This is a genomic window from Nocardia sp. NBC_00508, assembly GCF_036346875.1.
GTDB lineage: Bacteria > Actinomycetota > Actinomycetes > Mycobacteriales > Mycobacteriaceae > Nocardia.
The window spans coordinates 1,741,991-1,755,183 of record NZ_CP107852.1 but is presented as its reverse complement, the minus strand read 5'-3'; the positions used below and the strand labels follow the sequence as shown (position 1 = coordinate 1,755,183).

The window sequence follows — 13,193 nt, the reverse complement described above, 5'->3', positions numbered from 1 at the left end:
GCGGTGGCTGTGGACAAGTCGGTTGCTGAAACCCCCGCGCCTGCCGCCGTGTCGGTCGAGTCGGCGGCGGTTGCCGACGAGTCGGTCGCGTCCGCCATCGAGGACACATCCGCGTCGACCGCCACGGCGGTCGAGGCTGCTGGTGCGGCAGCCGAATCGGCCGACTCGGTGCCGGTCGAGATCCTCGAAGCCCCAGCGGCCGCCGGATCGCCTGAGCCGACCGCCGCCGCGTCGACCGAATCGGTCGTGGCGGTCGAAGTCTCCGGAGCCAACGCGCCCGATTCGGTGGTCGAGCTTTCCACGGCGGCAACCGAACCCGAGAGTGTAGGAGGCCTCGCGACTGCATCGGCGGCCGGGTCGAGCGATCCCGTCCGTGAGTCAGTTGCCGTCGGCGAGCCCGGCGAACCGGATACCGCGCGCCCGGTGCTGTTGGTGCTCGCCGACTCGCTGTCCTATTTCGGCCCGAAGGGCGGTCTGCCCGCCGACGACCCGCGCATCTGGCCGAACCTCGTTGCGGCCGAATTGGATTGGGATGTCGAGCTGGTCGGGCGGATCGGCTGGACCTGCCGCGATGCCTACTGGGCGCTGATCGGCGACCCCCGGGTGTGGGCCGCGGTACCGCGCGCCGGTGCGGTGGTATTCGCAGTCGGTGGCATGGACACGCTGCCCTCGCCGCTGCCGACCGCACTGCGCGAGCTGATCCGCTACGTGCGCCCGCCCGCCCTGCGCCGCATCGTCCGCGCCACCTACAACTGGTTGCAGCCGAAACTGTCGAAACTCGGCCGCCCCGTGGCCCTTCCGCCGAAGGTGAGCGTCGACTACCTGGAACAGTCCCGCACCGCGCTCGCGCAGTTGCGGCCCGATCTGCCGGTCGTCGCGGTGCTGCCCTCGGTGCACAACTGCGACGCCTACGGGCGCGTGCACTCCGGTCGGCCGCGCGCCGTCGCGGTGTTGCAAGCCTGGTCGGAGCAGACCTCGGTGCCGTTGGTCGACCTGGCCGAAGCCGTGCGCGACAACATCTTCTCCGGCGAGGCGAATCCGGACGGCATCCATTGGGGCTGGGCAGGCCACACGGCGGTGGCCAACGCGATGGTCAAGACCCTGCAGGAGGTTCGGTAGTCCGTGGCTGTCGTGGTCGTCACCGATTCATCCGCCAGCCTCCCCGCCGAACACCTCCACGAGCTGGATATCGCCGTCGTCCCACTGCACGTCCTGATCGGTGACCGGGCGATAAGAGAAGGTGTCGACCCGGTCGACGTCGACTACGCCACGGACACCGTGACCACCTCGGCTGCTTCCCCCGGCGAGTTGCGCGCCGTGTACGAGCAGGGGTTGGCCCGCAGCGGCGGCGACGGCGTTGTGGCGGTGCACCTTTCGCGGCAGTTGTCCGGAACCTGGGAGGCCGGTCGGCAGGCCGTGCGCGATATGGACGCCGCCGATCGGGTCCGGTTGGTCGATTCGCTGGGTGCGGGGCTGGCCACCGGGCTGCCCGCCCTGGCCGCCGCTCGGCGGGCGCGGGCCGGGGCGCCGCTGGACGTCGTCTACGACGCGGCGGTGGCCGCCGCTGCCCGCGCCAGGACGTTCATCCTGGTCAATCGCACCGAGCAGCTGCGCCGCGGTGGCAGGCTGTCGACGGCGGCGGCGTTCTTCGGAACCGAGTTGGTCACCAAGCCGCTGCTGCACATAGTCGAGGGGCGTCTCGAACTGCGCGAGAAGGTCCGCACCCGCTCCAAGGCGTACACGAAACTCATAGCCGCGGCCGTCGACGCGGCCGGTGACGACGGCGCGGCGGTGGCGGTGCAGCACCTCGGTGCCGAGGACGCCGCGCACACTATCGCGGGTCAGCTCCGCGAACGCATTCCGGGTATCCGTGAACTCATCGTCGCCGAGTTCGGCCCCGCGCTGGCGGTGCATCTCGGGCTCGGCGCCATCGGCGTGCTCGTCATCCCCGGTGGTTGCGCCTGATGCGCACCGAAGTGTGCGCTCGCGCAACAATCTTGATGATTCGAATTCGCGCGTGCCGCCGAAGGTATGGTTAGCGTCAAGGGAATGACCAGCTCCGCGCAGCCGCCGGTTCGTCCACCGCTGACCGTGATGTCGGTCGACTGGGAACACCCGGATGCGGTGACGTTACGCGCGGAGATGGCCGCCGAAGTCCGACCGCGCTACGCCTACCTGGCGAAGACGCTGCGCACCAGCTCGAATGCCGTCGATCCCGGCACCGTGCACCGCACATTCGTCGCGTACTCGGACGGGCCGGTCGGCCACACCGCGATCCGCTGGAACGCGGAGGATCTCGAGGTCAAGCGGATGTTCGTCCGTCCGGCGCACCGCGGTTCGGGAGCCGCGGCGCTGCTGCTCGGCGCTGCCGAGGACGCCGCCCGCGCGGCCGGACGCCCTCGCCTGATCCTGCAGACCGGCCACCTGCAACCGGAAGCCGTCCGCTTCTACGAACGCAGCGGCTACTACCGCATCCCGATCTTCTCCCCGTACGAGGTTCTGCCGCTGTCGAACTGCTTCGCCAAGGATATGCGCTGAGGCACCGGGTCTCCGACGTGCGGGTGTGATCCGCGGCAGTCCGGATTTGTGTCAGGCGGTGGCCTACGTCCCCATCGGGACTGCCCTCCCGCAACGCTGGTCATCGCGTGGCCGGAGCGACTCCCGTAGCCGCGGCGTGGCCACGCTGGTGTGCGGCGGCTTCCGTCGCCGAGTCACGGGGCATGGATGCGACTGTCGGGCCGGGTTGTGCACAGCGCGGCGGCTATCAACAGGTTTCTTGAATCGGCTGTTCGGGCGAATCTTTCTGCCGCGCGGCGGCACTAGCGTCGCCGCCATGTCACGACAGGACGAACGCGAGCGGGTGCGACGGCGGCTGGGCGACCTGACCGCCCGGGTCGGTGCAAGTGCGCCCGGGCCGGGACGAGGCGGCGGGCGGAGATCGGTGCGGGACCGGGGATTCTCCGAGGACGCCGCTGGGGCGAGCGAGCCGCGGTCGGACGATCATGCGGACTGGGCGGGAAAGTGGGATCTCGGGCGGCTGCCTGCCGACCAGGAGCCTGGTGGAGAGGACGAGATCGATGTCGGTCGCGTGCGGTCTCCCGGCTGGCTGGAAGAACCCGCGGCCGGACCGCGTTGGCGGGATCGTGTGGTCCCGGAACGGTTCCGGAGCATCCGGCTCGATCCGGGTCGTCGCGGTATGCGCACCCTCGCGCTGGCCGGGCTCGCCGCGATGGTGGTCGCCGGGGTGATCGTGTTCCGCGAGCGGCCGATCACTCAGCCGGTCCCACCGGTGCCGGTAACGCGGCAGACACTCGCTGCGGGACCATCCGGTGTGGCTGCCCCGGCGAGTGCCATTGCCGCACCTGGCGCAACGCCGATGTCGGGTGACGCGGGCGATGCGACACCCGAATTGGTTGTCAGCGTCGTCGGACTCGTCCAGCACACCGGTCTGGTACGTCTCCCCGAGGGATCGCGCGTCGCCGACGCTCTCGCGGCGGCGGGCGGGCCGAGCGAAGGGGCCGACACCAGCGGTCTGAACCTGGCCCAACGGCTGTCGGACGGCGACCAGGTGCTGGTCGGTCCGGTCACACCGAACCCAGGCCCACAGCCGGGCAGCACGACTATCGGCGCTGGTGGTCGTCCGTCGTCCGGTTCCGCGGCCACACCGGGCCGCCCGTCGACTCGGGCGGGCAAGGTCGACCTCAACACGGCATCCGAGTCCGAACTGGATGCCCTTCCCGGCGTCGGGCCCATCACCGCACGTGCCATCATCGCTTGGCGTACGACCAACGGGCGCTTCACCTCCGTCGAGCAACTCGGTGAGGTCGACGGCATCGGCCCGGCCCGCCTTGCCCGGTTGCGGGATCTGGTGACGGTATGAACGCCGATCGGCAGGGCGAGGTAGCCCCGGGCGGTCCGGTGGAGGATGCGGGAGCGGACGGCCATGACGGTGCATTTCAGGTGCTCGACGCCCGACTGCTGCCCGCCGCGTTGTGTTGTTGGGGTGCAACGATTGTGACGCTGACGGCGGGCTGGAAGGCCGGGCTCGCGGTGAGCTCGGCATTGGCGGTGCTGGCCATCGGGCTGTGGGCGCTGCTGCTGTGGGCGGTCGCGCATCGCGATGAACGTCGGCGGGCAGTGGCGGTAGTGGCGCTGGCTGCCGTGGTCCTGGGCGCAGGGTTCGCCGCCGCGGCGGCATGGCGGGAACATCGTGTGGCCACTCACCCGCTGCGGGCGGTACCGGGGCTGTCGCTGGGTGTGGTGGTCACGCCGACAGACGACCCGAAACCGCTGCGCAACAATGCTTTCGGTGACAATCGGGAGTGGGTCGTCAGGGCGGATCTGCGGGAGTACCGGCGCGGTGGCATGACGGTACGCGCCGGTGGCGCAGTGGTGGTCCTTGCCTCCGGACCCGAGTGGTCCGAGGTATTGCCGGGCAGGCCGGTCGAGTTCCGGGCCAGGGTGGATCTTCCGATCCGATCCGACCTCACCGTCGTGGCGCTGCACGCACAGGCGCCGCCGAGGGTTGCGGGGCCGCTGCCCTGGTGGCAGCGCATCGCGAATTCGATCCGTGCCGACTTCGCGGCGTCGGCTGCGCGGGCACTCTCACCCGACGCCGCCGGCCTGTTGCCCGCGCTCGTCGTCGGCGATACCTCGGCACTGTCCGGCCACCTGCGCGACGACTTCGAAATCGCTGGGTTGCAACATCTCACGGTGGTCAGCGGTGCGAACTTCACGATCTTGCTTTCGGTCGTGTTGTCCGCCGTGCGCCTGCTCACGCTCGGACCGCGCGCCGCAGCGGTCGTAGCCGCCGCGGCGCTGCTCATGTTCGTGGTGATCGCGCGGCCGGACCCGAGCGTGCTGCGCGCGGGTGCGATGGGTGCGATCACCGTAATGGCCGTACTCACCGGTCGCCGAAAACAGGCGCTGCCCGCGCTGTGCGCGGCAATCATCGCGCTACTGGCCCTGTGGCCCGGACTCGCCGTCGACGCCGGTTTCGCGTTATCGGTAGTCGCGACCGGTGGCTTGATCCTGCTGGCACCCAGCTGGGCTGACTGGCTGCGCGCCCGAGGATGGTGGCGGGTACCCGCCGAAATCGTCGCGGTCTCCGCCGGGGCGTTCGTGGTGACGATGCCGATCATGATCGCACTCACCGGGCGACTCAGCCTGGTCGCGGTGCTCGCGAATGTTCTCGTGGCGCCGGTCGTCGCGCCGATCACGGTTATCGGGGCCAGCGGCGCGGTGCTGTCCTGCCCGTGGTCACCGCTTGCCGTGCTCGTCCTGCACTGCGCGGCGCCGCCGTTGTGGTGGTTGCTCACGGTCGCCCGACACACGGCAGCGCTTCCTGGCGCATCCGTCACAGTTCCGGGCGGTCTCATGGGCGGACTGATCGCGGGCGCTGCCATCGCGGTTGCCATCGCCGCATTGCGCGCGCAGGCTGTGCGCCGGATCGCCGCCGCGATGGTGCTCGGCATCGCGGCGGTGCTCATTCCGGTCCGCCTCTGGCACCCCGGCTGGCCGCCGAACGGCTGGGTCATCGCGGCATGCGACGTCGGCCAAGGCGACGGCCTCGCCCTCGCGGTCCGGCCCGGGTCCGCCATCGTCATCGACGTCGGACCCGACCCGCGTCCGATGCGGAACTGCCTGGATCGCCTGAACATTTCGCGTATCCCGCTGCTGATCCTCACCCATCCCCACGCCGACCACATCGGCGGACTCGCCGGCGCGCTACACGACCGCACGGTCGATGCGATAGCCGTCGGCATCCACGAACTCGATGGGGTTCCCCCACTCATGGCGCCCGAACAAACTCGCCCGCCCCCGCGAGCCAGCCTCGGATGCGGAGCGATGACTTCGGTGAGACCTGCGGCAAGTGCGCACGGGCACATCAATGCTGGGAGCAGCCACGCTGACGGCGGCCAGATCCGTCCGTTCATCGGTCCGGGCGACGCGCGGAGTCGGGCACAGGGAGGTTACGAACGCCCCGCGGATTTCGCTTCGTCGCGGACGCAAAACCCTTGTGACCCGAATGGCTACGGGCGTACGACGTATCGAGGCGACGGCGGCGGACAGCGTGCCCCGGTCACCGGTATTGCGGAGGTCGCCGCCGTGGCCAGAAACGCAGGCGTACCCCTGCTGGAGTTGTCGGCCGGACACCTATTGGATTTCGGGGCAGTCGAAATCGAGGTGCTGGCGCCGTCCAGAACCGGGCCACGGCCGATTCCTGGCGCCGAAACCGAGGACGCCAACGACCGTTCGGTGGTGGTAGCCGCCCGCACTCCGGCAGGCCGGATCCTGCTCACGGGGGATATCGAGGCCCCCGCGCAGCGTAGGCTGATGCGCGCCGGAATCCCCATCCAAGCCGATATCCTCAAACTTCCGCATCACGGATCACGCACCACCACAAAGGAATTTCTCGAAGCGGTGCGCCCCGGCCTAGTGCTGATCAGTGTCGGCGCAGACAATACATTCGGACACCCGAACCCCACCGTTCTCGCGGACTTGTCCGCTCTCGGCACAACGGTGGCTCGGACAGACCGGAACGGCGACATCGCGGTCGGAAGCGAGGATGGGCGTCTGCGTATTACCAATTCACGCTGACAGGCGGAGCTATGGATACTCCACCCTCGCGTCTGCTGACGTTCTTCGGCGCGGATCGTGCTGATCGGACGTGCAGCGACAACGGCCGGACGCGGTCACGGACTTACGTCGACGGCAGCACAATCCGGCCCGTGGCAGCGGCTCGGAACTCGAACCTCATCAGCTCGATTTGGTGGCCCACAGGATGACGTTGGTGCCGAAGAATTTCTTGCTCCACCCGATGCTGTGAAAACCGAGGCCGCCCAGAACATTGGCGACATGTTGTGGTGAATCGAAGGCGAGCGTGCTGGATTCGAGATAGGTGTAGGACGACCGGTCGCGAGCCACTATCTGCCCCAGCAGCGGAACGACTATACGCATTCCCCACTCCACGACCGGCTTCACCGGGCCGCTCGGGGGGCAAGTTTCGAGTATGACAATCCGGCCGCCGGGCTTGAGAACTCGGTGCTGTTCGCGAAGCACTCCGGCCAGGTCTTCGACGTTCCGGAGGAGATAGCCTTCCGTAACCCCGTCGAAAGACTCGTCCTCGAACGGCAGACGGGCTGCATCTGCGTGGCGCCATCGAACCGCGTCTGCCCCGGACTTGGTCATTGCACGAGTCAGCATCTCTTCCGAGAAGTCGACACCTGTCACGGTGACGGAGGGGTACCGCTGCGCCGCCGCCAAGGCGATCACACCTGTGCCCGTAGCGATATCCAAGAGTTGTCCACCCGCGGGTGGTGCGACACGCTCGGCCACTTCCCGGCACCATCGTGCATGGCGGCCGAGCGTCATGACGAAGTTCATCCGGTCGTAGTACCCGGCGATCTTCTGGAAGATCCCGTGTACTTCGGAGCCTTTGCCGTGAGCTAGTCGGTCACTTGTCATCTCTCGGACCTCTCTGGTCGGTACATTTCCCTAACGGCATGGCAACTGTTGCTCCCCTACGACGGTACGGTGAGCGCCCACGACGATCTGGGCCAGGCCACAGCTGGCCCGGGAGTGTTGGTGCCGCCTGGGCTTTTCCGCACGGCTGCGCACTCGCGTGAGTTCGCGTGGTGCGGCTCGATCCCTACCGCCTCGCAGTTCCCGGTCCCGACGAATCCAGCCACTCGACCGAGTCCAGGTCCGTCGCCTGCTCGTCGACGTCCAGGGTCGGCGGGTTCACGTCTCCCGTTCCACCGCCCGGAGGGGACGGTGTGTCAGTGGCGGATCGTAGGATCGGGCTGTGAACGCGCGCGAGGAGTGGACTGATACGGCACAGCCCTCGGGCCGGTGGAGGCCGGTGTCGGGGAGGCGTTGCGGTGAGTGAGCATCCTGCGGCCGTGCACCTGGTGCTCGGGGAAGAAGAGCTGCTGATCGAACGGGCGCTGGGTGCGGTGACGGCGCAGGTTCGGGCGTTGGCGCCGGATCCGGACGCGGTGCCGGTGGATCGGTTGCGTGCTGGCGATGCGAGCACCGCTGAGCTGGCCGAACTGCTGAGTCCCTCGCTGTTCGCCGAGGATCGGGTGATCATCCTCGAGGCGGCAGCCGAGGCGGGCAAGGACGCGGTCGCGGTGATCACCGAGGCGGCGCAGAACCCGGTCGAGGGTGTGGTGCTGGTGGTCCTGCACTCCGGCGGCGGGCGAGCGAAGGCGCTCGCGCCCACCCTGCAGAAGGCCGGAGCCGTCACCCACGACTGCGCCAAGCTGACCAGGGCCGCCGAGCGGGTCGAGTTCGTGCGCGGGGAGTTCCGCAACGCGGGGGTGCGGGTGTCCGGCGAGGTCGTGCAGGTCGTGTTGGAGGCGGTGGGCTCGGATCTGCGCGAGCTTGCGGCGGCGTGCGGGCAGCTGGTCACCGACACCGGCGGGAAGATCGACGTCGCGGCCGTGCGTCGCTACTACTCCGGCAAGGCCGAAGTCTCCGGGTTCGACGTGGCCGAGTTCGCCGTCGCGGGGGACCGACCCGGTGCGATGGAGGCGCTGCGCTGGGCGAACGACCGCGGCGTGCCGCATGTCCTGCTCGCCGACGCGCTCGCCGACTCGGTGCACACCATCGCGCGCGTCGGCTCCGCCGGGCGCGGCGACCCGTTCAAACTCGCCCAGCAGCTCGGCATGCCGCCGTGGAAAGTGAAGAAGGCACAGGCCCAAGCCCGCAGCTGGACCCCGGCCACCATCGGCTCGGCCCTCCAGGTGGTCGCGACACTCAACGCCGACGTCAAGGGCGGCGCCGCCGACTCCGGCTACGCCCTGGAACATGCCCTGGGGCAGATCCTGGACCTGCACGGCGCGGGCTGACCTGGAGGCGACTGCGACCCAGCCCCGGCGTAGCTCGATCGGCAGAGCAGCTGACTCTTAATCAGCAGGCTGCCCGAGCAGGAGTGGAGCCAACCGCTCCAGCTGGTCGACCGCCTCCGACAACTCCTGCGCCAAAGGATGCAGCAGCACGTGGTCGGCGCCCTCGGCCAGATGCCGCTCGATGCGCGTGGCAACCGCAGCCTTGTCTCCCCAGGCCAGAAGGGCGTCGACCAAGCGGTCGCTGCGGCCGTCGGCGAGGTCGGCGTCGACGTACCCGAGCCGCCGGTAGTGCCGGGTGTACGGGGTCTCCACATTGCGGCTGCCCGATCCGAGGAAGCTGCGCAGCAGTCCGCGCGCTCTGGCCGCATTGGTGTCGAGCACCAGCGCCTGGTGTGGAATCAATACGGCGTCGGGGCCGAGCGCCGCGCGGGCGGTCGCGGTGTGCTCGACCGGCTGGAGGAACGGATGCACTCCGTCAGCGCGATCGTGCGCCAACCGATGCATTTGGGGGCCCAGAGCCGCCAGGACTCGGGGGTAGCGCACGTCGGGCCGGATCCGCACGGCGGCTTCATCCATGCCGTCCAGATAGTCACGCAGCGTGCCGAGCGGGCGGTCGGCGCTGTGTCCCCCGAGGCCGAGAACCAGCCGCCCCGGGTACGCCTCGGCGAGGGTCACGGCCGCGGCGTGCATCGCCGCCGGGGCGCGCATGGTGATGTTCGCGATGCCGGCACCGGCGACGAGATGCTCAGTGGCAGCCAGCGTAACGGCCAGCTGGGCGAAGATCTCTCGACCGGCAACGGGCGACGAGGTGGGAGCTTCGCCGGTCCATACCGAGCCGTATCCGAGTCGCTCGATGCGCCGAAACTGTTCGCGCTGCCGGACAACCGGCGTGTGCAGCAGTGTCATCGGCGCGATCCACACACCGAAACGGCCCAGCCCGCGTCGGATCTCCGCCTTTGGTGTCCAGTCCATCGTCATCACCCTTGTCGTCCTGTGCCGTTAACGGAGGCCACCTCCGTTTATCGTCCAGTAGAATACGGAGGCATGCTCCGTTTTGTAAACTGCAGGCGATCCCGATGAAGCGGGCCCCGCGCGCGGACGCGCAGCGCAATCGCGATCGGCTGCTGACCGAGGCGCGGGTCGCCTTCCTGGCCAACGGGACCGACGCCTCACTGGAGGACATCGCCGCACGCGCCGGGGTGGGGGTCGGCACGCTCTACCGGCATTTCCCGTCACGCGAGACGCTGTTGGAGGCGTTGCTGCGCGAGCGATTCGACGCGCTGACCGAGCGGGCACGCGAACTCGCCGATCGACCGGCCCCGCGAGAGGCGCTGGTCACCTGGACGCTGGCTTTCATCGAGACGACCACGGTGTACCGCGGGCTCACCGCAGCGATGACCGCTACGCTGCGCGACGAAACCTCTGCTCTGCACGCCTCCTGTGCGGCGATGCGAGACGCAGGAACGACCTTGCTGGCTCGCGCGCAGAGCGCTGGAGAGGTGCGGGCCGACATCACGCCAGTCGAATTCCTGACTTTGGTCGCCGGTGTCTCATGGGCATGCGAACAGACCTCGGGGGGCGAATCCGCTGGCGAGCGCCTACTCCCGTTGCTATTCGAGGGGTTGGAACGACGCCGTGGCAATGCTCGATCGCCCGAATGAGCGCATACGGCGGCGGCTTCGAAGCATGCTTCCCCAGTCGCGCTGTCACGCTTTCGAATTCGATCGGCAGGGAACGCGCCGGTCCCGCGGGGGTGCGTTATTGCGTTCGTACCAGCGCCGCCGTGGCGCGGCGCACCACCGGCAGCACCAGTAGCAGCGTCGGGAAGGCGATGGGCCAGGATACGGCCCAGGAACGCAGCCACACCCCGATCGCGAGGCCATCGCTCATCAGGGTGCTGATCAAAGAGACGATGCAGGTCATCAGGATCGACAACAGCATCGGCATGATCACCGACGTGTAGCGAGCGGGCAGCTTGCCGAAGCCGTTGCGGGACTGGGGGTTCGCTGAATTCATCGGTCGCTCCGTAAATGTCTCGTCAGCCAACGGCGCCGCCGTGTGGCGGGCCGACGCGTTGGTTGACGTGAACGCTTACGGCGACACGAGGTCGCGGCACCGAGCTTAAGCAGCCGCCGCGCGGCGATGCAAGTCCGGCTCGCACCGCCGCATGGGACCGAAGGTCAGTCGAGGCCTTCGATTTTCAAGTCGCCGAAGGTGACGTTCCGGACCATCGGGCGGGCCAGGAACTCGTGCGGGAAGCCGAGATCCACGGCACTGGCCTGCTCCAGCCGGGCGAGCTGGGCCGCGTCGAACTCGACGTCGAGCGCGCCGAGATTATCCTCGAGCTGTGCCACGGTGCGCGCGCCGATGATCGGCGAGGTGACGGCGGGGTTGCGCAGGGCCCAGGCCAGCGCGACCCGGGAAGGCGTCGTGCCGATCTCGGACGCGACCTGCTCGACCACGTCGGCAATGGCGAGACCGCGCTCGGTGAGCGAGCCGCTGGCGGCGGCCACGTTCTTGCGGCTGCCCTCGGGCGAACTGTCCGCCTCGTGGTCGAGATCGGCGCGGCTGTACTTGCCGGTGAGCACACCACTGCCCAGCGGCGACCAGGGGATCACGCCGAGGCCCAATTCGCTTGCCATCGGTATGAGGTCGCGTTCGACGGTCCGCTCGATCAGGCTGTACTCGATCTGCAGTGCGATCAGTGGCGACCAGCCGCGCAGGTCCGCGATCGTCTGCATCCGGGCAACCTGCCACGCGGGCGCGTCGGAGATTCCGACGTACAGCACCTTGCCCGAACGCACCAAATCGTCCATGCCGCGCAGGATTTCCTCGACCGGCGTCAGGAAATCCCAAGCGTGCAGGTAGAGCAGGTCGATGTAGTCGGTGTTCAACCTGCGCAGGCTGGCCTCGACCGAGGCGATCATGCTCTTGCGGTGGTTGCCGCCGGAGTTCGGGTCGCCGGGTCGGCGCAGCATGGTGTATTTGGTCGCCAGCACCAGGCTTTCGCGGTTGTCCGCGGTAAATTCGCCCAGTAGTTGCTCGGAGGTGCCGTTGGTGTACTGGTTGGCCGTGTCGATGAAGTTGCCACCCCGCTCGACGTAGGTGTCGAAGATCTTGCGGGCCTCGTCCCGGTCTGCGCCCCATCCCCAGTCGGCGCCGAAGGTCATGGTTCCCAGAGACAGTGGAGATACCCGAAGACCCGAGCGGCCGAGCAGCCGATAGGTGTCGAGGGTGCGGGCTCCGGACATGTCCAGCTCCTTGTCGTTCGCGATGCCGTGTTGTCGAAAGACAGTTTTCAGCGGTGTGCGCCGGCCGGGTAAGGGAAGCTTCTTCCTGGGAAAGCCAGTCCTGGTCAGCCCGTAGGATCGACGGTGATGACAGGCACGGTGAACGCGACCCAGCGCCGCGACCTCGGGCCCGGAGGTGGTAGCTTGCCTGACCACTCAGGGCCAGGGAGCGGCGCAGATCCAGCACGGCACGGCGACCCGAGGACCGCTGGCGGTGCGGATCGGGTGCGGGAAATGGCGGCCTTTCTGCGGGCCCGGCGCGAGCGTCTGACCCCCGCCGATCTCGGACTTCCGCAGCGCAGGCAGGCGCGGCGGACGCCGGGCCTGCGGCGTGAAGAGGTCGCCGAACTGGCGGGTGTGAGCACCGACTACATCGTGCGACTGGAACAGGGGCGCGGGCTGCGGCCGTCGGCCGAGGTGCTGAACGCGCTGGCCCAGGCGTTGCGGTTGACCAGCGACGAGCGCGCCTACCTGTTCGATCTGGCGCGACAGCGGCAGCCGGACAACGGCAAGCCGAGCACGGTGCCCGCGCCCGCGTTGGCCATGCTGGTGCGGGATCTGTCGCCGCTGCCCGCGATGCTGGTGAACCACCGCTACGACATCCTGGCCTGGAACCGGGAGATGGCGCTGTTGATCACCGACTTCGGCGCCTTGCCGCAGCGGCAGCGCAACTCCATGTGGTTGTGCCTGATGGACCCGAGCATGCGGGAGTTCTACGTCGAGCGTGAGCGCATCATCCGCGAGGGCATCGCGGATCTGCGCGCGGCCTGGGCGGCCCATCCCGACGACCAGGCACTGGCCGACCTGGTCGCCGGGCTCACCGCACAGAGCGCCGAGTTCGAGCAGGCGTGGGCGCGCCATGACGTCCGGGTGCAGGGACGCGGAAACAAACCCTTGCGGCACCCGGTGGTGGGTCCGCTGGTCGTCACCTACGAGGTACTGATGCCCGTGCAGGATCCCGACCAGCGGATCATCATCTATCGCGCTGCGGACGAGGATTCCCAGACGGCGCTGGATCGGCTCGCAGCCACGGCGCACGAGGTATGAC

The 13,193-nt window shown here is 68.7% G+C and carries 12 protein-coding genes and 1 tRNA gene; 9 read left to right on the top strand and 4 right to left on the bottom strand.

Features of this window, described 5'->3' with window-relative positions:
* Positions 1 to 423 precede the first annotated feature (423 nt).
* The 5 genes from octT (at position 424) to OHA40_RS07870 (ending at position 6,600) form a co-directional block, all read left to right on the top strand.
* Positions 424 to 1,119 carry a diglucosylglycerate octanoyltransferase gene (gene octT, locus OHA40_RS07890; RefSeq protein WP_330234087.1) on the top strand — a complete coding sequence of 232 codons (696 nt, stop codon included), beginning with the start codon at positions 424 to 426 and terminating at the stop codon, positions 1,117 to 1,119.
* 3 nt (positions 1,120 to 1,122) lie between these two features.
* On the top strand, positions 1,123 to 1,965 hold the full coding sequence (locus OHA40_RS07885; protein WP_330232410.1) for a DegV family protein: 843 nt from the start codon (positions 1,123 to 1,125) through the stop codon (positions 1,963 to 1,965).
* An 84-nt stretch (positions 1,966 to 2,049) separates the two neighbouring features.
* Positions 2,050 to 2,538, top strand: a complete 489-nt coding sequence (locus OHA40_RS07880) for a GNAT family N-acetyltransferase (RefSeq protein ID WP_330232409.1) — start codon at positions 2,050 to 2,052, stop codon at positions 2,536 to 2,538.
* Between the two features lie 295 nt (positions 2,539 to 2,833).
* The gene (locus tag OHA40_RS07875; protein WP_330232408.1) at positions 2,834 to 3,880 is read left to right on the top strand and encodes a helix-hairpin-helix domain-containing protein; all 1,047 of its coding nucleotides are present in this window, start codon (positions 2,834 to 2,836) and stop codon (positions 3,878 to 3,880) included.
* A complete protein-coding gene (locus OHA40_RS07870) occupies positions 3,877 to 6,600 on the top strand; it encodes a ComEC/Rec2 family competence protein (protein ID WP_330232407.1) in 2,724 nt (907 codons plus the stop codon). Before OHA40_RS07875 ends, OHA40_RS07870 begins: the two co-directional genes overlap by 4 nt.
* A gap of 159 nt (positions 6,601 to 6,759) precedes the next feature.
* Here OHA40_RS07870 and OHA40_RS07865 read toward each other — a convergent pair whose 3' ends face one another.
* The gene (locus OHA40_RS07865; RefSeq protein ID WP_330232406.1) at positions 6,760 to 7,467 is read right to left on the bottom strand and encodes a ubiquinone/menaquinone biosynthesis methyltransferase; all 708 of its coding nucleotides are present in this window, start codon (positions 7,465 to 7,467) and stop codon (positions 6,760 to 6,762) included.
* Positions 7,468 to 7,883: 416 nt separating this feature from the next.
* Here OHA40_RS07865 and holA point away from each other — a divergent pair, with 416 nt between their 5' ends.
* Complete coding sequence (gene holA, locus OHA40_RS07860; RefSeq protein WP_330232405.1) at positions 7,884 to 8,855, top strand: DNA polymerase III subunit delta; 972 nt, start codon at positions 7,884 to 7,886, stop codon at positions 8,853 to 8,855.
* Between the two features lie 24 nt (positions 8,856 to 8,879).
* Positions 8,880 to 8,962: transfer RNA gene (locus tag OHA40_RS07855), tRNA-Lys, on the top strand.
* Here OHA40_RS07855 and OHA40_RS07850 read toward each other — a convergent pair.
* The gene (locus OHA40_RS07850; protein ID WP_330234086.1) at positions 8,913 to 9,761 is read right to left on the bottom strand and encodes a TIGR03620 family F420-dependent LLM class oxidoreductase; all 849 of its coding nucleotides are present in this window, start codon (positions 9,759 to 9,761) and stop codon (positions 8,913 to 8,915) included. The genes OHA40_RS07855 and OHA40_RS07850 overlap by 50 nt on opposite strands.
* 170 nt (positions 9,762 to 9,931) lie before the next feature.
* Between OHA40_RS07850 and OHA40_RS07845 the strand changes: the two genes are divergently transcribed.
* The gene (locus OHA40_RS07845; RefSeq protein ID WP_330232404.1) at positions 9,932 to 10,516 is read left to right on the top strand and encodes a TetR/AcrR family transcriptional regulator; all 585 of its coding nucleotides are present in this window, start codon (positions 9,932 to 9,934) and stop codon (positions 10,514 to 10,516) included.
* Positions 10,517 to 10,613: 97 nt separating this feature from the next.
* Here OHA40_RS07845 and OHA40_RS07840 read toward each other — a convergent pair whose 3' ends face one another.
* Together OHA40_RS07840 and OHA40_RS07835 are read right to left on the bottom strand one after the other, a co-directional pair.
* The gene (locus OHA40_RS07840; RefSeq protein ID WP_330232403.1) at positions 10,614 to 10,871 is read right to left on the bottom strand and encodes a DUF2798 domain-containing protein; all 258 of its coding nucleotides are present in this window, start codon (positions 10,869 to 10,871) and stop codon (positions 10,614 to 10,616) included.
* A gap of 164 nt (positions 10,872 to 11,035) precedes the next feature.
* Complete coding sequence (locus OHA40_RS07835; RefSeq protein ID WP_330232402.1) at positions 11,036 to 12,106, bottom strand: aldo/keto reductase; 1,071 nt, start codon at positions 12,104 to 12,106, stop codon at positions 11,036 to 11,038.
* 273 nt (positions 12,107 to 12,379) lie between these two features.
* Between OHA40_RS07835 and OHA40_RS07830 the strand changes: the two genes are divergently transcribed.
* On the top strand, positions 12,380 to 13,192 hold the full coding sequence (locus OHA40_RS07830) for a helix-turn-helix domain-containing protein (protein WP_330232401.1): 813 nt from the start codon (positions 12,380 to 12,382) through the stop codon (positions 13,190 to 13,192).
* Position 13,193: the final 1 nt, after the last annotated feature.